Source organism: Deltaproteobacteria bacterium (assembly GCA_028818775.1).
Taxonomy (GTDB): Bacteria; Desulfobacterota; Binatia; order UBA9968; family JAJDTQ01; genus JAJDTQ01.
Genome location: JAPPNE010000044.1, coordinates 44,786 through 66,618, shown reverse-complemented (window position 1 = coordinate 66,618; position 21,833 = coordinate 44,786). Strand labels below are relative to the sequence as shown.

20 protein-coding genes are annotated in these 21,833 nt (G+C 68.2%); 13 read left to right on the top strand and 7 right to left on the bottom strand.

Features of this window, described 5'->3' with window-relative positions; translation table 11 throughout:
* Together OXU42_04285 and solA are read left to right on the top strand one after the other, a co-directional pair.
* Window positions 1-773: LLM class flavin-dependent oxidoreductase (locus tag OXU42_04285; protein ID MDE0028609.1), on the top strand; the 773-nt coding region annotated here is incomplete at its 5' end.
* A 112-nt stretch (window positions 774-885) separates the two neighbouring features.
* Window positions 886-2,061 carry an N-methyl-L-tryptophan oxidase gene (gene solA, locus OXU42_04280; GenBank protein ID MDE0028608.1) on the top strand — a complete coding sequence of 392 codons (1,176 nt, stop codon included), beginning with the start codon at window positions 886-888 and terminating at the stop codon, window positions 2,059-2,061.
* Between the two features lie 69 nt (window positions 2,062-2,130).
* Here the strand turns inward: solA and OXU42_04275 are convergent, their stop codons facing one another.
* The gene (locus OXU42_04275) at window positions 2,131-2,622 is read right to left on the bottom strand and encodes a GNAT family N-acetyltransferase (GenBank protein MDE0028607.1); all 492 of its coding nucleotides are present in this window, start codon (window positions 2,620-2,622) and stop codon (window positions 2,131-2,133) included.
* A 92-nt stretch (window positions 2,623-2,714) separates the two neighbouring features.
* On the bottom strand, window positions 2,715-3,251 hold the full coding sequence (locus OXU42_04270) for an arylesterase (protein MDE0028606.1): 537 nt from the start codon (window positions 3,249-3,251) through the stop codon (window positions 2,715-2,717).
* Between the two features lie 130 nt (window positions 3,252-3,381).
* On the opposite strand from OXU42_04270, the gene OXU42_04265 reads away from it, so the two are divergent.
* From OXU42_04265 to OXU42_04245, 5 genes are all read left to right on the top strand, one after another.
* Window positions 3,382-4,071: an ABC transporter ATP-binding protein gene (locus tag OXU42_04265; protein ID MDE0028605.1), complete on the top strand. Its 690-nt coding sequence runs from the start codon at window positions 3,382-3,384 to the stop codon at window positions 4,069-4,071.
* A 67-nt stretch (window positions 4,072-4,138) separates the two neighbouring features.
* Window positions 4,139-6,661 carry an ABC transporter permease gene (locus OXU42_04260; GenBank protein MDE0028604.1) on the top strand — a complete coding sequence of 841 codons (2,523 nt, stop codon included), beginning with the start codon at window positions 4,139-4,141 and terminating at the stop codon, window positions 6,659-6,661.
* Between the two features lie 164 nt (window positions 6,662-6,825).
* A complete protein-coding gene (locus OXU42_04255) occupies window positions 6,826-7,227 on the top strand; it encodes a hypothetical protein (GenBank protein MDE0028603.1) in 402 nt (133 codons plus the stop codon).
* 17 nt (window positions 7,228-7,244) lie between these two features.
* Window positions 7,245-8,099: an alpha/beta hydrolase gene (locus OXU42_04250; GenBank protein MDE0028602.1), complete on the top strand. Its 855-nt coding sequence runs from the start codon at window positions 7,245-7,247 to the stop codon at window positions 8,097-8,099.
* The gene (locus OXU42_04245) at window positions 8,096-8,887 is read left to right on the top strand and encodes an enoyl-CoA hydratase-related protein (protein MDE0028601.1); all 792 of its coding nucleotides are present in this window, start codon (window positions 8,096-8,098) and stop codon (window positions 8,885-8,887) included. The genes OXU42_04250 and OXU42_04245 overlap by 4 nt, the downstream gene beginning before the upstream one ends.
* A 21-nt stretch (window positions 8,888-8,908) precedes the next feature.
* Here the strand turns inward: OXU42_04245 and OXU42_04240 are convergent, their stop codons facing one another.
* Window positions 8,909-9,343: a hypothetical protein gene (locus tag OXU42_04240; protein MDE0028600.1), complete on the bottom strand. Its 435-nt coding sequence runs from the start codon at window positions 9,341-9,343 to the stop codon at window positions 8,909-8,911.
* 74 nt (window positions 9,344-9,417) lie between these two features.
* Here OXU42_04240 and OXU42_04235 point away from each other — a divergent pair, with 74 nt between their 5' ends.
* From OXU42_04235 to OXU42_04220, 4 genes are all read left to right on the top strand, one after another.
* Entirely contained in the window at window positions 9,418-10,923 is a 1,506-nt protein-coding gene (locus OXU42_04235) for an AMP-binding protein (protein ID MDE0028599.1), read from the top strand.
* A gap of 114 nt (window positions 10,924-11,037) precedes the next feature.
* On the top strand, window positions 11,038-11,850 hold the full coding sequence (locus OXU42_04230) for an SDR family oxidoreductase (GenBank protein MDE0028598.1): 813 nt from the start codon (window positions 11,038-11,040) through the stop codon (window positions 11,848-11,850).
* On the top strand, window positions 11,837-12,835 hold the full coding sequence (locus OXU42_04225) for an amidohydrolase family protein (GenBank protein ID MDE0028597.1): 999 nt from the start codon (window positions 11,837-11,839) through the stop codon (window positions 12,833-12,835). The genes OXU42_04230 and OXU42_04225 overlap by 14 nt, the downstream gene beginning before the upstream one ends.
* A 29-nt stretch (window positions 12,836-12,864) precedes the next feature.
* Window positions 12,865-14,151, top strand: coding sequence for a M18 family aminopeptidase (locus OXU42_04220; GenBank protein MDE0028596.1), 1,287 nt, complete (start codon window positions 12,865-12,867; stop codon window positions 14,149-14,151).
* Between the two features lie 44 nt (window positions 14,152-14,195).
* On the opposite strand, the gene OXU42_04215 is transcribed toward OXU42_04220, so the two are convergent.
* Complete coding sequence (locus OXU42_04215) at window positions 14,196-15,176, bottom strand: LysR family transcriptional regulator (GenBank protein MDE0028595.1); 981 nt, start codon at window positions 15,174-15,176, stop codon at window positions 14,196-14,198.
* A 66-nt stretch (window positions 15,177-15,242) separates the two neighbouring features.
* Window positions 15,243-16,940, bottom strand: a complete 1,698-nt coding sequence (locus tag OXU42_04210; GenBank protein MDE0028594.1) for a thiamine pyrophosphate-binding protein — start codon at window positions 16,938-16,940, stop codon at window positions 15,243-15,245.
* 122 nt (window positions 16,941-17,062) lie between these two features.
* Here OXU42_04210 and OXU42_04205 point away from each other — a divergent pair, with 122 nt between their 5' ends.
* Window positions 17,063-17,947: an alpha/beta hydrolase gene (locus OXU42_04205; GenBank protein ID MDE0028593.1), complete on the top strand. Its 885-nt coding sequence runs from the start codon at window positions 17,063-17,065 to the stop codon at window positions 17,945-17,947.
* A gap of 9 nt (window positions 17,948-17,956) precedes the next feature.
* Here OXU42_04205 and OXU42_04200 read toward each other — a convergent pair whose 3' ends face one another.
* Entirely contained in the window at window positions 17,957-19,993 is a 2,037-nt protein-coding gene (locus OXU42_04200; GenBank protein MDE0028592.1) for a tripartite tricarboxylate transporter permease, read from the bottom strand.
* Window positions 19,994-20,111: 118 nt separating this feature from the next.
* On the opposite strand from OXU42_04200, the gene OXU42_04195 reads away from it, so the two are divergent.
* Complete coding sequence (locus OXU42_04195; GenBank protein ID MDE0028591.1) at window positions 20,112-20,531, top strand: VOC family protein; 420 nt, start codon at window positions 20,112-20,114, stop codon at window positions 20,529-20,531.
* Between the two features lie 11 nt (window positions 20,532-20,542).
* Here OXU42_04195 and OXU42_04190 read toward each other — a convergent pair whose 3' ends face one another.
* Window positions 20,543-21,745 (bottom strand): amidohydrolase family protein, encoded by a 1,203-nt coding sequence (locus OXU42_04190; protein MDE0028590.1) that lies wholly within the window; start codon window positions 21,743-21,745, stop codon window positions 20,543-20,545.
* Window positions 21,746-21,833 lie beyond the last annotated feature (88 nt).

Genomic DNA, 21,833 nt, shown 5'->3' with positions numbered 1-21,833 from the left:
TCATCAAGACCTGGACCACCCCCGGCCCGTTCCGCTGGGAGGGCAAGCACTTCCACTACCGCTACGTGAACCCTTGGGCGGTGCCGTACCAGAAGCCGCACCCGCCCATCTGGGTGCCCGGCACCTCCAGCCGGGAGACGGTGGAGTGGTGCGCCCGGCACCGCTATCCCTACGTCATGCTCTCCACGCAGCTAGAGCTCACCCGCGAGATGTTCAAGGTCTACTACGAGACGGCGGAGGAAGAAGGCTACGAGGCCGGCCCGCAGCACCTGGGCTACATGTTCTTCGTGCACGTGGAGGAGACCAAGGCCAAGGCCATGGAAGTGGGGCGCACCCTGACCCAGGGAGTGCGCAGCCCCTTCGACCCGGGCGTCCAGAGGCCCATTCCCTGGATCATGAGCCCGCCGGGCCTGAACAGCCGAAGGGCCGTGGCCCTGCGGCGGCAGATGACGGCTCCGGACGCCACCGGGAAGACCCGGGCCGGCGCCCTCGCCTCCTTCGAGGACCAGGTGGCCACCAGGGGCATGATCGTCGGCACCCCCGACGAGTGCGTCGAGGGCATCCGCTACATCATGGAGTACCTGCGCCCGGGCATCATCATCTTCCGCACCGGCGACGGCGCCATGGACCACGAGTCCCAGATGCGCACGCTCAAGCTCATGGGCGAGGAAGTCCTGCCCGCCATGCGCGACATCGCCAGGGAGCTGGGCCTGCCCGGACCCTACGAGGTGGACCCCGCCACCAATGAGGCGCTTGAGGCGCTGGCTTCGTAAGAGGCGGCGCTTTCCGGTCTTTCTCGGAACCTAGGGGCAGCGGAAGAAGGCATTCCGATAGCCGACGGCGGAAACCGCGTTCCGCGAGTCCTTCATCGGGCGACGCGCTGACATGAGGAACCACACTTTCGACGCCCTGGTGATCGGCGGGGGAGTCAACGGGCTCTCGGCGCTGTATCACCTCGCGCGGCTCGGCGTGTCTCGGCTCGGACTGGTGGAACGGTTTTCCATCGGGCACGAGCGAGGCAGCTCGCACGGGGCGGCGCGCATCACGCGGAGCGCGTACACCGCGCCGGAGTACGTGCGCTTGATGCAATGGGTGCACGGGGAGGAGTGGCCCCGGTTGGAGAAGGACGCCGGCACCCGTCTCGTCCACCCGAATCCAGGACTCTTCGCGGGAGCTCCCTGCGACGGTTTCAACAGCTACATTCGCGCGGTGGGGCAGGAAGGCGTGGATGTCGACGTGGTCACGCCGGAGGAGGCGCGCAGGCTTTACCCCCAGTTCAAGCTGGAAGGCGTGGAGCGGGTGTTGCTCGACCGGACCGCCGGCATCGTCGCCGCCGGCGAAACCATGGAATCGCTGGCCCGGTTGGCCGGCGAGAACGGTGTGCGGATTTTCGAGAACACCGTCGTCCATGGGTTCGACCCCGCCGCCGACCCCGTCACCGTCGAGACCAGCGCCGGCGTCCTCGAGGCCGAGTGCCTGATCGTGGCCGCGGGCGCGTGGGCGGGACAGTTGCTGCCGTTCCTGGAGCCCAGGCTCGCGGTCGCCCGCCAGACGGTGGGGTATTTCATGCCGCCGGACAACATCGACGCCTACCGGCCCGGCCGCTTCCCGGTGTGCATGTACATGGGAGAGGAAGAGAACGACGTGTTCTACGGCATGCCGGAGTTCGGCCGCACCGGCGTCAAGGTGGCGCGCCACGTCCGGTACGGCAGGAACGACGACCCCGACGACCCGCCGGATTCCGTGGCCCAGTACAGGATCGACGACCTGAACCGCTTCATGACCATGTTGTTCAACGCCAGGGGTTGGACCCTCGCCGGCGCCGAGCACTGCCTGTACACGGTTTCCCCCAACGAGGACTTCATTATCGACCACCATCCCGAAAACCCGCGCATCGCCATCGGCGCGGGCTTCTCGGGCCACGGGTTCAAGTTCGCGCCCCTCAGCGGCAGGCTGCTGGCCGAGCTGGCGTGGGAAGGGAAGTTCTCCATACCCGAGGCCGAGACGGCACGGCGGCTTTTCTCGCTGGCAGACAAGGGGCAGAGCGTCCATGACGGCTAGGGGCACCCAATGGAGTCTCGAGCGCTGACTTGACGGCAGATCTTCCCGAGAGGGAAATCACGCCGCTGATCACGTGAAGTCAATCTCGTACAGGTCGTAGTGCGACTTGTGCATGCCCAGACTGTCATAGGTCTGTTGGGCGACGGCGTTCGTGCGCTCCACGTAAAGGCGTATGCCGCAGACGTCGCCACGGGCCCCGGCAAGGCTCAACACGTGGTCGTACATAGCGCGATAGACGCCCTTCCGCCGCCAGCCGGCATCCACGTAAACGCTCTGGATCCACCAGAAGGTGGCGTTGCGCCAGTCGCTCCACTCGTAGGTGATGAGCAGGCTTGCCACCACCGGAGCGGTGCCGCCTTCGGCTGCGTCCGCGGCCGCCACGAGATAGAATCCCTTCTCCGGCGCTTCGAACACGCCGGCTACGCCCCGCCGTAGCGTTGTCGCATCCAGCATCTTGCCCTCGGTCTCCAGGGCCATGGCCTGCTGAAATGCCGCGATGCGCTCTGCGTCCGCCAAGGTTGCCGTTCGCACGCGTACCTTCGTGTTTGTTCTCTTCGTCATTATTCTCCGTCTGCGAACTCGCCGTTCTCCATTTCCTGCTCCTCGTCTGGATCGTCCAGACCCCGACAACGTCCGGGTCACCGACTAACCCCTCAGTCCCCCTCCAACAACGGCTCCAGCACCGGCCAGACGTTGTCCAGCAGCCGCGGCTGGGCCTTGGCGTTGGGGTGGATGCCGTCGCGCTGCATGAGGTTCTCGTCGAGGGCGACGCCTTCGAGGATGAAGGGTACGAGCGCGGCACCGGTCTCGGCGGCGACGTCGGGGTACATCCGGCGGAAGGCGCCGGTGTAGCGCGGCCCCAGGTTGGGGGTCATCTGCATGCCGGCGAGGACGGGTCTGGCGCCCGCGGCGATGACGGCGCGGCTCATGGCCAGGAGGTTGGCGCGGATGGAGGCCACGGGGTAGCCGCGCAGGCCGTCGTTGCCGCCCAGCTCGATGATGACGATGTCGGGCTTGTGGACTGCCAGCGTCTTGGGCAGGCGCGCCAGGCCGCCCACGGTGGTGTCGCCGCTGATGCTGGCGTTGACCACGCGGTGACGCGGTCCCAGGCGCTCGCGAAGCAACTCCACCCAGCCGCGCTCGCCCTTCCCGGTTTGAAGTCCATAGGCGGCGCTGATACTGTTTCCCATGACCAGCACGGTCTTGCCCGCGTCCGAAGCCGGCGCGTGTCCAGCTACTGCAACAAGCACGGCCACGAGCAGGGAACCCCGCAACAGTCCAATCAGAAGAGCCGGCGACCGTCCCATCGAGAAAACTCTCATGTCAGGATGCATATTGCGGGCCACGGCCGTGGTCAAGCGCGTGCCCACCGTCGAAGGTGAGCTGACCATACTGGACGGCATCGATCTCGCGGTCGACGCCGGCGGACAGGTCGCCGTTGTGGGCGAATCCGGTTCCGGCAAGACCACGCTGCTCAGCATCCTTGCCGGCCTCGACCTCCCCACCAGCGGCGACGTCTGGCTGGACGGCGACGAGATCACCGCGCTGGACGAAGAGCAGCGCGCACGGGTGCGCGCGCGCAGCGTCGGGTTCGTGTTCCAGACCTTTCAACTCATCGACAGCCTCACCGCGCTGGAGAACGTCATGCTGCCGCTGGAGCTGCGCGGCCAACGGCAGGCGCGCGAAGACGCCCTCGGGTTCCTGGAGCGCGTGGGCCTGAGTGCGCGCACCACCCATTATCCGCTCCAGCTCTCGGGCGGCGAGCAGCAGCGCGTGGCCATCGCCCGCGCCTTCGCCTCCGGTCCCAAGGTGCTCTTCGCGGACGAGCCCACCGGAAACCTCGACACCGCCACCGGCGGCAAGATCGCCGACCTGCTCTTCGAGCTAAACCGGGAGGCCGGCACCACGCTGATGCTGGTGACCCACGACGCCGCGCTGGCGGGCCGCTGTGCCGAGATCGTCACCCTGGACGCCGGGCGCATGCAGGCGCCACGGGAGGCGGCGCCGTGATCAGGAGCGTCAAGGTCAACGTGGAGAGCTGCATGAGGCGCGTACAGACTCTGCCGGAGCCCGCGCCGTGAGCCTGTCGCTGGCGCTGCGTCTCGCGCTGCGCGACTGGCGCGCCGGAGAGCTGCGCCTGTTGCTCGCCGCGCTGCTGTTGGCGGTGGGCGCGGTGACGGCGGTGAGCCTGTTCGTCGACCGTCTGCAACGGGCGCTGGTGGCGGAATCGGCGAGCCTCCTGGGTGCGGACCGTGTCATTGACGCGTCGCGCCCGGTGCCGCAGCGCTTCCGCGACCTCGCCGCCGCGCGCGGGCTGGCCGTGGCCGACGTCATCCGTTTCCCGTCCATGGCCTCCGCGGACGCCACGGGGCGCAGCCGACTCGCCAGCGTCAAGGCGGCGACCCCGGGCTATCCCCTGCGCGGCACGCTGCGGGTGGCGGACGAGCCCTTCGGCCGCGGCCGGCGCACCGACGGCCTGCCGGCCCCGGGCGAGGTCTGGCTGGACTCACGCCTGTTTCCGGCCCTGGGCGTCAAGGTGGGCGACACGGTCTCCGTCGGCTACGCCGACTTCACGGTGGCGGCCGTGCTGGCTTCGGAGCCGGACCGGGGCGGCGGCTTCCTGGGGTTCGCGCCGCGGCTCCTGATGCGCGCGGAGGACCTCCCGGCCACGCGGGTGATCCAGCCCGGCAGCCGCATCCGCTACCGCCTGCTACTGGCGGGCGGTGACGACGCGCTGCGCTCGCTCCACGACGCCATCCGCGACGAGCTGGCGCCCGGCTACCGCTGGCGCGACGTGCGCTCCGCCAACGCCCGCATCGACAGCGCCCTGGGGCGCGCGGAGAGCTTCCTGCTGCTCGGCGGCCTGCTGACGGTGCTGTTGGCGGGCGTCGCCGTAGCCTTGAGCGCCCGTCGTTACGCCCGCCGGCACTACGACCACGTGGCCGTGCTGAAGACCCTGGGCGCCACGCCGGGGCAGGTACAGTGGGGCTACACCCTCGTGCTCCTGATCATCGGCGTGGCGGGCGCCCTGGCCGGCCTAGCCCTGGGCGCCCTGGCCCACTTCGGCATCATCGCGGCGCTCCGCGGCTTCCTGCCGGTATCGCTGCCGCTACCGGGGGCACGGCCCATGTGGGTGGGTCTTCTCAGCGGCTTCATCTGCGTGCTGGCGTTCGGCCTGCCGCCGCTCCTGCGCCTGCGCGGGGTTTCGCCCATGCGCGTCATCCGCCGGGACCTGGCGCCGGCAACGGCCTCGGCGTTGACCTACGGCTGCGCCGCTGCCGGCGGCCTGGGCCTGCTGGTGTGGTACAGCGGCGACGCCACGCTGACGGGATGGGCGCTGGCCGGAGCGGCCGTGACCGTCACCGTGTTCACCGGGCTGGCGCTGGTCCTGCTGCGCGGCGGTCGCGCCCTGGGCATGCAGGCCGGCAGCGTCTGGCGCTTGGCCCTGGCGGGCCTGCACCGCCGCCACCGCGAGAACGTGGGGCAGATCGTGGTCTTCGGCGTGGCCGTCATGCTGCTGCTGATCATGCTGCTGGTGCGCACGGCGCTCATCGACGAATGGCAGGCGCGCATACCGGAGCGCGCACCCAACCAGTTCGTGATGAACGTGGCGCCGGCCGAGGTGGACGCGGTCGAAACCCTGCTGAAGGCCCGCGCCGGCTACGACGGCAGGATGTTCCCGATGATCCGCGGCCGCATCACCGCGGTCAACGGCATCGCGGCCGGGCAGTGGCAACGGCGTGAGCGCCGGGAAGACCCGGACGACGACCGGGATGGCCCCGGCGGCCGGAGCCGGCCCGGAATCCTGCGCGAACGCAACCTCACGTTCCTGGCGGACCTGCCCGCCCACAACGTCGTGGTGGACGGCAAGTGGTGGTCCGCCGGCGCCGCTCCATCCGCGTCGCTGGAGGAAGAGTACGCGGCGGCCCTCGGGCTGGCGCTGGGCGACTCCCTGACCTTCGACGTCGGCGGGCTGCCCTTCAGCGCCACCGTCACCAATACCCGGCGCGTGGCCTGGGACAGCCTGCAGCCCAACTTCTTCGTCATCCTTTCGCCGGGCGCGCTGGACGGGCAGCCCGCCACCTACATGACCAGCTTCCACCTGCCCTCGGAACGAAAGGCGTTCCTCAACGAACTGCTCTCCCGCCATCCCACCGTCTCGGTCATCGACGTGGACCAGCTCATCACCCACCTGCGGCGCATCATCACCCACGTCGCCCAGGCCGTGGAGCTGGTGCTGGCACTGGTGCTGTGCGCCGGTTTGCTGGTGCTGATCGCGTCCATCCAGTCGGGTCGCGACCAGCGCCTGAAGGAGCTGGCGCTGCTGCGCGCCCTGGGCGGTACGCGCCGGCTCATCACCGGCGCGCTGGTGGCGGAGTTCGCGGCGCTGGGTGCGTTCGCCGGGCTCGTGGCCGTCATCGGCGCGGAAATCACCACGTTCACGCTGAACCGTTTCGTTTTCGAGCTGCCCACCAGCCTGCACCCGCAGATCTGGGCCGTCGGGCCGCTGTTCGGCATTCTGATGGTCACCGCGGTCGGCTATCTCGGCACCCGCCGGCTGGTCCATACGCCGCCGGCCACCGCGTTGCGCGAGTTGTGAAGGCGCCGCCGCCGTCTCGCCAACGCCGGCGCGCGCCGAACGGGTCGCGCCCGTGTTCTGTCCCTTCATTCACATGATAAGATGCGAGGATCATTTCTCGTCTGCAGGCGTGATGGCGAGCATCGGCGCGCGCCACGCGAGGAAGTGAGAGAAGGAGGACGACGATGACGAAGGAACGCCCGGACCGTATCTTCCGCGGGCTCGCGATCTGCTTTTGGCTCTTGGCGCTCTCCAACTTCTCCAAGCCCCTTCAACTGACCGAGCACAGCGGCTTCGTCCTGTTCGGCACCCGCCTGTCGGCCGGTGACGGCGTGTTGTGGAGCCTCGTGTTCGGCGTCTACCTGGTGGTCTACGGCCTGGGCCTCTGGTACATGAAGCGCATCGTCATCGGGATGGCGCACGCCTACGCGCTCTACGTCGTCGTGAACCTCTTCCTGTACTGGAGCCGCAACCCGCCGCCGTCGGGAGCCGACGTCGTACTGGCGGTCATGTACTCCCTCGTCGCCGTCGGCGTGTCGCTGGGCTCGGCGGTGCTGCTGAGCATGCACCGGAGAAACTTGGGATAGAGGACAGGAGGGCTTCCTTGCCGACCATCACCGCACCCGACGGCATCCGTCTCTACCATGAGGAATCAGGACAGGGCGTCCCCATCGTGTTCGTGCACGAGTTCGCCGGCGACCACCGGAGCTTCGAGCCGCAGATGCGGTACTTCTCGCGCTCCCACCGCTGCATTGCCTTCGACGCCCGCGGCTACCCGCCGTCCGAGGTGCCCGACGCACCCGAAGCCTACGGCCAGGACATCGCCCGGGACGACGTCGTGGCGGTGCTCGACGGCCTCGGGCTGGAGCGGGCGCACATCGTGGGGCATTCGATGGGCGCCTACACCGCGCTGCACGTGGCCATCCACCATCCCGGGCGTTGTCTGTCGGTGGCCGCCATCGGCTGCGGTTGGGGCTCCCATCCGGACGAGGGCGAGGAGCGCGCGGCCATGTGCGCGGACATCGCGCACATGTTTCGGGAAGAACCCATGGAGGCTGCCGCCGCCGCGTACGCCCGTACTCCGATGCGCAAGGCCTTCGAATCCAAGGATCCCCGCGGCTTCGCCGAGTTCGAGAAGACCTTGGCCGACCATTCCGCCACCGGGTTGTCCCTCACCATGTCGCAGGTGCAGGGCCGGCGCCCTACCCTGTGGGACCTGCAAGAGCCGCTGTCGCGCCTCGCGGTCCCGTTGCTTGTCATCGTCGGCGACGAGGACGACCCGTGCCTGGACGGCAGCGTCTTCCTCAAGCGCACGGCGCCCATGGCGGCCCTGGTGGTGGTGCCGCGCTCGGGCCATACGCTGACCCTGGAAGAGCCGGCCGCGGTCAACGCGGCGCTGGCGGACCTGTTCCGCGCGGTCGCCGACGGCGCGTGGATGGCGCACCGGCGGGATTCATGAGCGGCGGCATGTCATCGGCGGGGTCCATACAGGTGTCCACGGCCGACGGCGTCGCCGAGTTGCGGCTGCGCAGCGGCGACAGCCGCAACGCCATCTCCATCGCCATGTGGACCGAACTCCGGCGCTTCGCCAGGACGGTGGCGCACGACGGCACCGTGCGGGTGATCCTGCTGGCGGGCGACGAGATCGTATTCTCGTCCGGGGCGGACATCCGGGAATTCGCAACGCTCCGGGCTCCCGGCGCCACCCGCGCCTATGACGACCTGGTCGAGAGCGCCCTGCGGGCGCTGGAGGCGGTGCCGCAACCCACCGTGGCCTGCGTCGCGGGGCCGTGCGTGGGGGCGGGGGCGTCCCTGGCGTGCGCCTGCGACCTGCGGGTCGCCGCGGAGGACGCCTACTTCATGGTGCCGGCGGCGCGTCTGGGCCTGGGGTACGACCCGCGCGGGATCGCGCGTTTCGTGCGGGTGTTCGGGGACTCGGTGGTACGCGGCCTGCTGCTGGGCGCCGGGCGTTGCGATGCGCGCGCGGCCGAGGGCTGCGGCGCGGTACATCGCGTGGTGCGGTCCGGAAACGTTCTGGAAGAAGGGCGGCGTATGGCCCGCGACATGGCCCGGAATGCGCCCTTGACCCTGGCCGCCGCCAAGGCATCCTTGACTGCCCTGACGCGGCAGGAAAGCGACGGCGAAGCGCTACGCCGGCTCGCCCTCGAAGCCGACGCCAGCGCTGACTATGCCGAGGGCCTCCGGGCTTTCAAGGAAAAGCGCAAGCCCGAGTTCCGAGGACGGTAACCACTTGAAAGAGCTTGCAATCTACCCGGTATCCGCCTTTCTCGGGAGTCGCAGCAGAATCGCCTTGATGTCGCTGCGGATGGTCGTTATCTCACCTTCGATGCGCTCGAACCGCTCATCGATGGTCTCGAACTTTGCATCGATGGTCTCGAACTTTGCGTTCACCGTGCGTTCGAAGCTCTCAAGCCGTTCATTCAGCACCTTCTCGAAGCGCGCAAACCGCTCGTTCATGGCGGCTTCGAAGCGGGTGAATCTCTCGTTTCCCTGCCTGATGCTGGCATCCAGCTTGCGGTCGATTTGCCTGAGCAGCGTCTCGTGCACGTCGATCCGCGCTTCCAGCCGCTTGATCTCGGGTGTGACCTGGGCATTGATGGCCCACAGACCCAGAGCACCCAAGGCGGCAATCACCGTAACCAACGCGGTGACAACCGCGGCGTATTCCTTCAAGATCACCATGCCTCATCCCTTCATCCAAAGATATCCTACATTTCGTTTATCGGACGGTCAAATATTTTTTAAGCGGGCAGAACATGACGCGGGACAATCTCATCCATACGCTGTATGGCAGCCGGGACGCGGCGCGTGCCGCCTTCCTGCGGCCGGGTCAGGCCGTATTGACCACCGGTGAAGCGCTCGCCGCCATCGACCGAGCGGCGGGAGCATTGGCGGCCTGCGGCATCCAGCCGGGCGAGCGGGTATCGGTCCGGGTGGAGAAGTGCGTCGAGGCGGTCTTTCTAGCTCATGCGTGCTTCAAGATCGGCGCCATCCTCCATCCCATGAACACGGCCTACACCCCGCGGGAGGTGGAGACCCTGCTGGATGACGCGCGCCCTGCGCTGCTCGTCTGCGACCCGGCCGAGAGGGATACCTTCGCACCAGCGGCCCGGCGGCTGGGGTGCCGGGTGGAGGATCTGCGCGGCGACCAGGGCTCCTTCGCCGAGTTGGCGCGCACTTCCGGGTCCGCGCCCGTGATTGCCGAGGTGCGCGAGGAGACGCCGGCCGCGCTGCTGTACACGTCCGGCACTACGGGCCGTCCCAAGGGCGCCTTGATCACCCACGGCAATCTGGCGGCGAGCGCCAAGGCGCTCGTGACGGTATGGCGGCTGGGACGCGACGACGTGCTGATGCACGCGCTGCCCGCCTATCACGCCCACGGGCTCCTGACCGCCATCAATGTCATGCTCACGGCCGGCGGCGCCGTCTGCTTTCTCCCCCGGTTCGAGGCGGAGAGCGTACTCCGGGAACTTCCGCGCTGCACCGTCATGATGGGGGTGCCGACGCACTACGCGCGGCTGCTCAAGGAACCGGGCCTGGGGGCGGCCGTCACCGGGACGTTTCGCCTGGCCATCTCCGGGTCCGCACCGTTGCCGCCGGAGACCGCCCAACAGTTCCGGATGGTCACGGGCATTGAAATCATCGAGCGCTACGGCTCCACCGAGGCGGCCATCATCACCGCGATCCCGCCGGGTACCGACGGGCGCCGGGGCTGGGTGGGCTGGCCGCTTCCGGGTATCGCGGTGCGGACAGCCAACGAGGACGGACGTTTCACCTCGTCCGCCACGGGAGTGCTGGAGACCCGCGGCCACAACGTCTTTGCCGGCTATTGGAACCGGCCGGAAGAGCGGGCCTTCACCGAGGACGGCTGGTTCGTGACCGGCGACGTGGCGGAGATCGACGGCGACGGTTGCGTACGCATCCTGGGACGGGAAACCGACGTGGTCATCACCGGCGGCCTCAACGTGTATCCCAAGGAGGTGGAGGACGCCCTCGACGGCTGCGAGCGCGTGTCCTCGTCCGCCGTGTTCGGCGTGCCTCATCCGGATTTCGGCGAAGCGGTGACCGCCGTGGTGGAGACCGCCACCCCGGCGGCGTTCGACGAAAGCGCCTGTATCGGGTATCTCAAGACGGAGCTTGCGTCCTTCAAGGTGCCGAAACGCATCCTTGTCGTGGATGCAATCCCGCGCAACGATCTCGGCAAGGTGGCGAAGGCGGCGTTGCGGGAGCGGTACCGGGATCTGTTCATCCGGGAGGAGTAAGCGCAGGAGTCGCGATCGCGGAGAACGGACGGCGCCGCACGGGGGTGGGTCCAAGACCCCGCCGTGCCTCGCAGGCCGCGGAGACCGGTGGCCGGGCGTCAACAGGAGAGATCCATGGACCTGGAGCTGCAAGGTAAGACCGCCGTCGTGACCGGCGGCAGCGAGGGCATCGGCAAGGCCATCGTGCAGGCGCTGGCGCGCGAAGGGGTCGACGTGGCCATGTGCGCCCGCCGGGCAGGGCCGCTGGAAGCCGCGGCCGAGGAGGTGGCGGGCGCCACCGGCCGCAGGATCGTTCCCATCACCGCCGACCTGACCAAGGACGAGGACGCGCGCCGCTTCGTCGAGTCCGCGGGCGAGGCGCTGGGGCGCATCGACATCCTGGTGAACAACGCCGGCGCCGCTCCGGGCGGGGTCATCGAGAACCTGACCGAAGACGACTGGGACCTGGCGTTGCAGCTCAAGTTCATGGGTTACGTCCGCTGCATGCGCTACGCTCTTCCCATCATGCGCGAGCAGGGCGGCGGGCGCGTCGTGAACCTCATCGGCAACGACGGTGTCAAGACGTCCTACTGGGAGGTCGCGCCCGGCGCGGCCAACGCCGCGGGCCAGAACCTGACCAAGTCGCTGGCGGGCCAGTACGGCAAGCACGGCATCAGCTTCGTCGCCGTAAACCCGGGCCCGGTGCGCACCGAGCGCTGGACCGGGCTGGTGCAGGCCATGTCCCGGGACATGCGCCTGAGCTACGAGGAGGCCGACAAGCTGGCGCCGCGCTCGATCCCGCTGGGACGCATCGCCGAGACCGAGGAAGTCGCCAATCTCGTGGTGATGCTGGCGTCGCCGCTCATGCACTTCGTCAACGGCACCATGATCGAAATCGACGGAGGCCAGGAAAAGGCCTTGATGGATCGTTCCCGTGACCGCGATTGACGTGCACGCGCACTTCGTGCCGCCCAGGGCGCTGGAGGCGTTGTCCGCCAGGGGCGTGGAGCTGGGCATCTCGCTGGTGGACAAGGGGGCCGGCGCCCGATGTTGCCGGTTCGACGACGGCCTGGAGGTGCGCCCCTTCCTTCCCGGCCTGCTGGACCTGGATGGGCGCCTGGCGGAGATGGACGGGCAACGGGTGGCGCGACAGATCCTCTCGGTGTGGACGGACATCTTCGGCTACGGCCTCGACGCCGGGCGCTGCGACACCTGGCACCGCATCCTGAACGACGGCATCGCCGAACTGTGTGCCGCCCGTCCGGAACGGTTCTCCTGGATGGCCTCGGCGCCCCTCAACGACGCGGCCGCGGCGGCGCGGGAACTGGAGCGTTGCGCCGCCAACGGCGCCGTCGGCGTCATCGTCACCGCCAATGTTGACGGCCGGAATTTGGGCGAGGTTTCCCTGGAGGAGTTCTGGAGCGCCTGCGAGGCCCTGGACATGCCGGTGTTCGTGCACCCTTCCCTGCCCCAGCCGCCGCCCCGGGCCGAGAAGTTCAGCCTGAACCAGACCTGCGCCTACACCATGGACACCACGTTGGCGGTGAGCTCCATGATCCTCGGCGGCACCCTCGACCGCTTCCCCCGGCTGCGCCTGCTGCTGGCCCATGGGGGCGGCAACCTGCTCTACCTCATCGGCCGCTTCGACCGCATGCACGACGCCGCCGACCGGAACGCCACCGGCGACCGGGCGGCGCACCCCCCCAGCGCCTACGTACGACGCTTCCTCTACGATAGCATCGTTCACAGCCGCGACGCGCTGCGGTTCCTCCGGGAGATGGCGGGCATCGACCGCATCCTGCTGGGCGGCGACGCGCCGTTCCCGCCCGGCGACCCCGACCCTCTGGGGAGCCTGGAAAAGGCAGGCCTCGACGACGACGCCATCGAGCGCATCGCCGTCACCAACCCGATGAGGGAGTACCGCCTGGATTAGCATCCGGCGGCGCGGACCCTCGAACGCCCATGGACCCAGAAGCTTTCAACAGGGAGTTGATGGACTTCCTGGCCGCGTCGCCCACGCCGTTCCACGCGGTGGGCGAGATGGCGCGGCGGCTGACGGATGCCGGCTTCGAACGCCGGCCCGAGGCGGAGCCGTGGGAGTTGCGACCCGGAGGACGCTACTTCACCACCCGCAACGACTCCTCCGTCATCGCCTGGACCCTGCCGGCCCGGACGTCGCTTCCGGCGAGCGGGCTGCGCATGGTGGGCGCGCACACCGATTCGCCCTGTCTCAAGCTCAAGCCCCAACCGGAAACCCACCGGAAAGGCTATCTGCAACTCGGGGTCGAGGTGTACGGCGGCGCGCTGCTGAATCCCTGGTTCGACCGGGACCTGTCCATCGCCGGGCGCGTGAGCTATCTCGACCGCGACGGGGCCATCGCCCACGGCCTCGTGGACTTCAAGGAGCCGGTGGCCGTGATCCCAAGCCTCGCCATCCACCTGGACCGGGACGCCAACGAGAGCCGCTCCATCAACCAGCAGACGTACCTGCCGCCCGTGCTCGGACGGCAGGGCGAGGACTTCGACCTGAAAACGCTGCTGCGGCAACGGCTGGAGGAAGCAGGCGCCGGGGCCGCCGAGATACTGGACCATGAACTGGTGCTCTACGACACCCAGCCGCCGGCCCTGGTGGGACTGGAACGGGAGTTCATCGCCTCGGCGCGGCTCGACAACCTGCTGAGTTGCTTCGCCGGCATGCGGGCGTTGCTGGAGGCAAGCGGCGACGCGGGCGCGCTGCTTGTGTGCAACGATCACGAGGAAGTGGGCAGCACCACGGCCTCCGGGGCCCGCGGCCCCATGCTGAACCAGATGCTGGAACGCCTTTTGCCCGACCCGGAGGAACGCAACCGCGCCCTGCCCCGCTCCATGCTCATCTCCGCGGACAATGCCCACGGCGTGCACCCCAACTTCGCCGACCGGCACGACGACAACCACGGGCCGCTGTTGAACCGCGGCCCGGTCATCAAGATGAACGCCAATCAGCGCTACGCCACCAACAGCGAGACCGCCGCGATTTTCCGGCGGCTGGCGGCGGCTGAGGGAGTGGCGGTCCAGACCTTCGTGGTGCGCAGCGACATGGCCTGCGGCAGCACCATCGGGCCGCTGACCGCGGCCGAAACCGGCGTGCGCACCGTGGACGTGGGCGTGCCCCAGTGGGCCATGCATTCGGTGCGGGAACTGGCGGGCGCGGCGGACGCGTTCAACCTGAGCCGCGTGCTGCGGCGCTTCTTCGACACGGCCGCGCTGTGACGCGCCGTGGCGCGTCGCGCATCAAGGCCACGTTGCCGCGGGCGTCAGATTCGTTCGAGAAAGGCGCCGTCGCCGCGGTTCGGCTGTCGCTGCGGCGACAACTGGCGCGCTCCCGGAAGCACTTCACCCAGGGCGGCGAGCGTGGACAGGCAAACCGCCGCGTTCCGGTTGCCGGAGCTGGCCTGGGTAGGGACGGCATACAAGCCGATGTGGGTCCGCAACCAGTTGTCCCTGAGCCGGACGAGCCGCCCGGAATCCAGGTACGCGCTCACGAAGCCGTTCCAACCGATGGCCATCCCCAGACCGCTGGCGGCGGCGTCCAGCAGCTCCTGATAGTCATCGAGGGTTTCCGTCGGGGCCTTGGGCGGATCGCAGTCGTGTGCGCTGAACCACGTCGTCCACGTGGCCCACGTTTCGCCGTTCTGGATCGCTTCCAGACGTGGAATATCCGCCCAATGGCGCGGGTGCCTGCCGAGAGCCCGTTCGAACCGTCTGACGAGGGTCGGAGAGGCGACCGGGACGATCTCCTCGTCCAGCACCTTCACCGCGGCCGGCTCGCTCGGCGCGGCCGCATACTCGAAAAGGACGTCGATCCCCGTCGGCGCGAGGAATTGCAGCATGTCGTAGTCGCAGGTCAGAACGCGCACATCCGCGTTGTCGTCCATGGCGCGCTTGACCTGTGGAATGGAGGGGCGCAGCAGGAAGTTCGCCACCTCCTTCGTGCACGCGATGGTCACGCTGGGCGTCTGCACGCCGAGCCCTTTGCTGGCCGCATGCAGGTTTTCCAACGCGGCCTTGACCGCGACATAGTAATCCTGACCGCTCGGTGTCAAAACCACTCCCCGGCCTTGCCGCCGAAACAGCTTCTCGCCGATCCTCGTCTCCAGGTTGCGGATGTGACGGCTGACCGCCGACTGGGAGGTGAGCAACTCCTCGGATGCGCGTATCACACCGCCGAGCCGAGCCGTAGCCTCGAACGCGACCAGAGCGCTGGTGGACGGGACTCTGAACCTGGGTTCACTCATATCATTTACGATATCAGTTTTTCTTGGAAAGAAAAGAGTTTCTTGAGGTATTGGAACAGGTTTTGTTCAGCCCACGGTGCCGCCGCTGCTGATGCTCCCGAGACCTTCCGAGCCGTCGGTGATCACGTCGATCACGGTGGGACGCTTCTTCGTCAACGCCTCCCTGACCGCGTCCTGAATTTCGGCGGGTTGGTCGACCCGCAGGCCGTCGGCGCCGAAGCCCCGCGCAATGGCGGCGAAGTCGGTGTCGCTGAAGGCGGCGGGGGAGTCCCCTCCCAGGTCGCCGGTGGCGATCATGCTCAGCGCGGAGTTGTTCATGACGACGAAGACCACAGGCAGGTTGTACTGCACGGCGGTGGCGATGACGTGCACCGACATGGAGAAGCCGCCGTCGCCGCTGACGCTCACCACCGGACGATCCGGGTGCACGAGTTGCGCGCCCACCGCGGCGGGCGCGCTCCAACCCATCCCGGCCAGACCTCCGGGCACGAAGAGGGTTCCCGGCGCCTTGGTCTTGAAGTAGTGGGCCATCCACACGCGGTTGCTGCCGGCGTCGAGGGTGACGATGGCCTCCGGGTCCAGCGCCTCGTTGAGATCCCGAACCAGGCGCTGCGGCAGGATGGGCACCGCGCCGGAGTGGAGCGCCGGGTTCTCGAAGAACCGCTCGGTGCGCTTGCGTTCCTCCAGCCGGACGGCCGCTCCTTCCCGGCCATCGCGCCGGAGGCCCTCGCCGCCCATGCGCAGCAGTTGCGCCAACACCGCCTTGGCGTCGCCGATGAGCGCCGTCTCCACCGGATAGGACCAGCCGGCGTTGCGCGGCTCGATGTCGATCTGGATCAGGCTCTGCCGGCCGGCGTCGATGAGCTGCTCGCTGTTGGTGTCGTTGGGGGCCAGCCGCGACCCCACCACCAGGAGGGTGTCGGCTTCGCGTATGACGCTGTTGGCCACCGGCTGTCCGTAACGGCCCATCATGCCGACGGCCAGCGGATGGGTCTCGGGGAACGCGCTCTTGCCGTTGTAGGTGGTCGCCACCGGGCTGCCCAGCAGCTCGGCCATGGCCGCCAGTTCGTCATACGCCTTGGCGGCGTGCACGCCGTTGCCCGCGATGATGACCGGCCGCGCCGCCGCCTGGAGCCGCTCGATGGCCGAAACCAGGTCCTCCACGGCCGGCAGGGTCGGGGACTTTCGCAGCCAGTTTTCGGTCGGGTGCACGCGCGGCGGCTTGTCCGGATCCAGCGCGCCCGCGATGGCTCCCTGGCGCATGACCACGGCGGTGGGGCCCGGCCGCCCGGTGACCGCGTGCTTGATGGCCATCTGAAGGCCCAGCACCGCTTCCTTGGGGGAGGCGGCCAGCACCGAGAACTTGGTGATGCCCTCCAGCAGCTTCCTCAGGTCGAACGCCCCGTAGTGGCCCCAGCCGCTGGCGTTCCTGGGGTTCAGGGAGAAGTCGCCGCCCTCGGTGGTGTCCCCCAGCACCACCATGGGCGAACCCGCCAGATACGCCTCCAGGGTGCCGAATATGGCGTTGGTGCCGATGAACGCACCCTGCCCGAGAACGACCCCCGGCCTGCCTGTAAGGCGGCCGTAGATGTCCGCCATGATCGAGGCGGACTGCTCGTGCCGCACCAGGATGGGCCGCACCTTGTCGGCATGGCCGGCCAGCGAATCGAAGATGCGCATGGCGCTGCCCCCGGGAATGCCGAAGACGAAGTCGATCCGCGCCTCCGACAGAACTTCGCAAATCTTCTCGTGGGCTGTGATCATCAGCTCTCCCGCGCTCCGATCATCGGCGCTGGTGTCCCGCGTTACAAATATGCTTATGAATATGCGGTGGCTCGAGTCCGGTTACCATACATGCCTTTTGTCGCCTACAGGAGTGAACCCCGATGAATGCCACAGACGAAAAATTCGTGGACGTGAACGGCATCCGCACGCGCTACTTCGAGAAGGGAAGCGGCGAGAACCTCGTGCTGATCCACGGCGGCGTGTTCGGCTCCAACGACGCCGCCGACTGCGGCCTGGACTGGGGGCTCAACTTCGACGCCTTGGCACGGTGGTTCCACGTCTACGCCCTGGACAAGCTCGGCCAGGGGCTGACCGACAACCCGCCGAGCGACGACGACTACACCATGGCGGCGACCGTGCGCCACGCCATCGGCTTCATCGAGGCCCTGAAGCTGGGCGGCGTGCACGTCGTGGGCCACTCCCGCGGCGCCTACGTGGCCGCCCGCATGACCCTCGAGCGTCCGGACCTGGTGCGGTCGTGCATCCCGGTGGACACCAACACGCTGGCGCCGGGCATGGGACGGAACCACATCGTCTTCGCCGACGCCCCGGAACCGCGGCTCACGCGGGAGAGCCAGCGCTGGGTCATCGAGCGCTACTCCTACAGCGGCGCGCACATCACCGAAGACTGGCTCGATTCCATGACCGAGATCGCGCAACTGCCCAAGTACCAGGAGACCGTGGACCGGATGGTCACCCGGGGTCTGCGCAAGAGCCTGTTCCTGACGAAGCACTCGCTCCAGAAGGAGGAGACCCTCGGCTGGATCCGCGACCGCGGGCTGCAGAGGCCCACCCTGCTGGTGTGGGGCTACAACGACCCCACCGCCACCCTGGCGCAGGGACTGCGGCTTTTCGAGCTGCTGGCCATGCGCGAGCGGCGCTCGCAGATGCACATCATCAACCGGGCGGGGCACTTCTCCTACCGGGAGCACCCGCGGGAGTTCAACGAAGTCGTTCGGGGATTCATCGCCGCCCAGGGACGGTAGGCGTCGGCCCTACCCGCCCAGCCACTGCAGCAACGCCTCCTGCGGGGCGGCCACCAAACCCTCCGGCCAGGGGATGTGGAGGGTGTAGTGGAAGATGCCCAGGAGCAGCGCCAGCGCCAGCGCGGTGTAACCGAGGGAGAGGCGCCAGCCGGCGTGGGCGCGTAGCGCCAGGTAGAGCCACATGAAGAGCGGCACGCTCAACAGGAAGCCCATCAGCCAGATGGATGCGAGCAGCCCCAGGATCCAGCCGAAGATGTCGGCGGCGCGGCGCGCGATGACCCGGCCCGGGACGCCTCGCTCCGCTTCCAGGTCCATGATGCGGCCGGCGCCTCGCACGGGGACCCGGAAGAGGTCCAGTAGCAGTTGAGCGGCGCACATGCCCGTCGCGGCCAGACCGATCACCAGGGGAAAGAGCCGTGCCTGGGGCGGCCACCCACGGGCGGTGACCACGCCGGTGAGCACCAGGAGGAGGATGGCCAGGGAGAACACGGCGGGGACGCTCAGGTGGAAGCGGAACGCCGGCGCCGACGGCTCTGGCGCGGGCTCGTCCGCCGGCATGCCCGTCCGGGTCCACCGTTGACCGTACACCAGGCTCAGGACGATGAGCGCGCCGATGACGAGGACGATGGGGCGCCACAGCCAGGTCACGCCGAAGTGGCTGGCGGCGATGAAGAAGTAGTTCTCCAGCACGCTGCTCAGCACCAGCCCCAGGATGAGGGGCGGACGGGGCCAGCCGAAGCGCTTCATCAGCCATCCCAGGATACCGAACGACAGCAGCAGGATCAGGTCGCCGAAGTGGCGCTTGGCCTGGAACGCGGCCAGGAACACGACGACGATGATCAGCGGCGCCAGCAGGTGCACGCGGACGTTGGCGAGGCGGGCCAGGTGGTTGGTGAGGAGCAGGCACAGACCCGTGCCGAAGATGTTGGCGATGGCGATGCTCCACACCATGGTATAGGTGACGTCCAGGTGCTTCGTGAGCATGTCGGGGCCCGGGGCGATGCCCTGGATCAGGAACACCCCGAGCAGGATGGCCATGGCGGCGCTGCCGGGCACGCCGAAGGCCAGGGTCGGGATCAGCGAGCCGCCCTCCTTGGCGTTGTTGGCGCTCTCCGGCGCGATGACCCCGCGCACGTCGCCGGTGCCGAAGGTGTCGCGGGCGCCGCGCTCCGTCTGCACCGCGTGGCCGTAGGCGAACCAGTCCACCACCGCGCCGCCCAGGCCCGGCGTCGCGCCCACCCACACGCCCACGGCGCTGGAGCGCAGCACCAGGAACCAGTGGCGCAGAGCGTCGCGGATGCCCGCGGTGACGCCGCGCAGCGCGTCCCTGGGCACGTCGGCGATGCGCGTGCCGCGGATCACGAGGTCCGCCATCTCCGGGATGGCGAAGATGCCCAGGGCCACCGGCACCAGCGGCACCCCCTCCCAGAGGTAGAGCTGGCCGAAGGTCCAGCGCATCTCCCCCACCTGGTAGTCCATGCCCACCATGCCCACCATGAGCCCCAGGGCCCCCACCACCAGCCCCTTTAACGGCGCACCGCCGCTCAGCACCGCCACCATGGAGATGCCCAGCATGCCCATCATGAAGAACTCGGGGGCGCTGAACGCGAGCACGATGGGCCGCAGCACCGGGATGGAGACGGCGAGGATCAGCGCGCCGAAAAGGCCCCCCATCATGGACGCCATGTACGCGGCGCCGAAGGCCCGCCCCGCCTCGCCCTTCTTGGCCATGGGATGACCGTCCAGGATGGTGGCCTGCGAAGCCGCGGTGCCCGGCACCCCGAACAGCACCGACGGGATGGTGTCCGACGTGCTCGTCACCGAGATGAGCCCGATCATGACCGCGAACGCGCTCAGGGTATCGAGGTCCAGCGTGAACGGCAGGAGGATGGCGAGACCCACCAGCCCGCCGAGGCCGGGAATGGCGCCCAGGGAGAGCCCCATGACGACGCCCAGGCCGAGGAAGGCAAGACTCTTCGGCACCACTCCGGCGACACAGGGACAGCCGAAGATGTTCTCCACCGCGCTGAGGGCCGCTTCCCACATGGGCACCTTCCCTTGTAATTCCCGTGCGGTTTGGACTAGTGGTTTGGACGAGTGTCGTGTCCCGTTGACTCGTATGAACGTGTGTAACCTACCGCAACGGATTCAAAGAGGACAAACCATGGGAATCGCAGCCATTGACCACTGGGTGCTGGTCGTCAAGGACCTGGAAGAGACCTTCGCGTTCTATCGCAAGCTCGGACTCGACGCGGGGTGGCAGGAGCGTCCGGGCGGACGCGGCACACGGCCGATCATCCGCATCAGCGAGACGCAGAAGATCAACCTGTACGTGGTGGACCGCTACGAGACCGAGAGCCCCACGCACGCACCCAACTACGCCACCGGCGGCGCGGACTTCTGCCTGCGCTGGGAAGGGACCGTGCAGGAGGCGCGGGACTTCCTGCAGCAGGCCGGAGTCGCCGTCATCTCCGGTCCCGTGGCCCGCACCGGTTCCGAGGGCGTCGGCACCAGCCTGTACGTCCGCGACCCCGACGACAACCTGATCGAGCTGATGACCTACGGCGACCCCGCGTACGCGTAAACGGGGTGAGGCTAGGCCGCCTCCGGCCGCGGCCCCACGCTGATGGGACCGGGCTCGTAGAGGGGCTGGTGGATGCCGGACTCGTCCACGTCCAGCTTGTAGAGCTTGATGGCGTTGTCCATCAGCATCTTCTTGCGCTCCTCCGCGGACGTGACGTCCTGCAGCGAGTGGGTACGGCACCACACCGACTTGGGAAACGTGGTGGTGCCGTGGGGGTAGTCCACCGAGTACATGATCTTGTCCACGCCGATCTCGTCGCGGCTGCGGATGCCGTGGCGCTCGTGCCAGAAGGTGGCCCACATGTTGGTCTGGAAAACGTCGCTGGGCTTGCGCGTGAGGGAGGAATTCTCGGCAACCTTGCGCTCCTCGAACTCGTGGTCCAGCTCCTCCAGCAGGTAGGGCAGCCAGCCCACGCCACTCTCCACGCTGATGGTCTTGAGCCTGGGGAATTTCTCGAACACGCCCGAATAGAGGACGTTGGAGACTATCTCCATGTGGCTCACGAAGCTCATGGAAACGCCGAGAGCAAACTGGGCCTGTTTCTCGAGTGACTCCCACGATGGCAGCGCGGGCAGCGCGGTGGAGTGCAGGCAAATGGGCACGTCCAGGTCGCAGCAGGCCTGATAGACCGGGTACCAGTAGGGATCGTTGAAGTGCTTGAGCCCCAGGATATGGGGAGCGCCGTGCCATACCAGCGCCTTGTGGCCGCGCTTCACCGCGCGATGGATCTCGGCCACGCTCAGGTCCACGTCCCACATGGGGGCGACGCACTGGGCGATGAACCGGGGGGTGACGTCCTGCCACTCGTCGATGAGCCAGTCGTTGTAGGCCTGGATGCAGGCCAGCCGGAAGGCCTCGCTGCCCTCCTTCTGGAAGTTCTGGTTGGTGATGCCGATGATGTTGGGGAAGAGCACCGAGGCGTCCAGCTCTTCCTGGTCCAGGACCTTCAGGCGCTCCGAAACCTCGTACGTGGAGCGAGGCACGTCCTCCCACCTCTTCACGTTGGGGTTGACGCCGGAAACACGAGCCAGCCCGCCGAATCCCTTGGCGTTGCCGCCCAGGGACCAAGTCTGGGTGCCGTCCGGCAGCTCCACGATGTGGGGGATGTCGTCGCCGAACTTCGCCTTCGACATCCTGTTGGTCCAGACATCCGGGGCCTCCTGGATGTGATCGTCCGCGGAGACGACGCCGTACTTCATCTTGAGCGTTGCCATAGAACTCCGGCCCTCCAGTCGAGCCTGATCGGTTCCCACGCCGAGTACGAATCGAACTTGTTCTCGGTGTACTCCCGGCTCAAGGCCG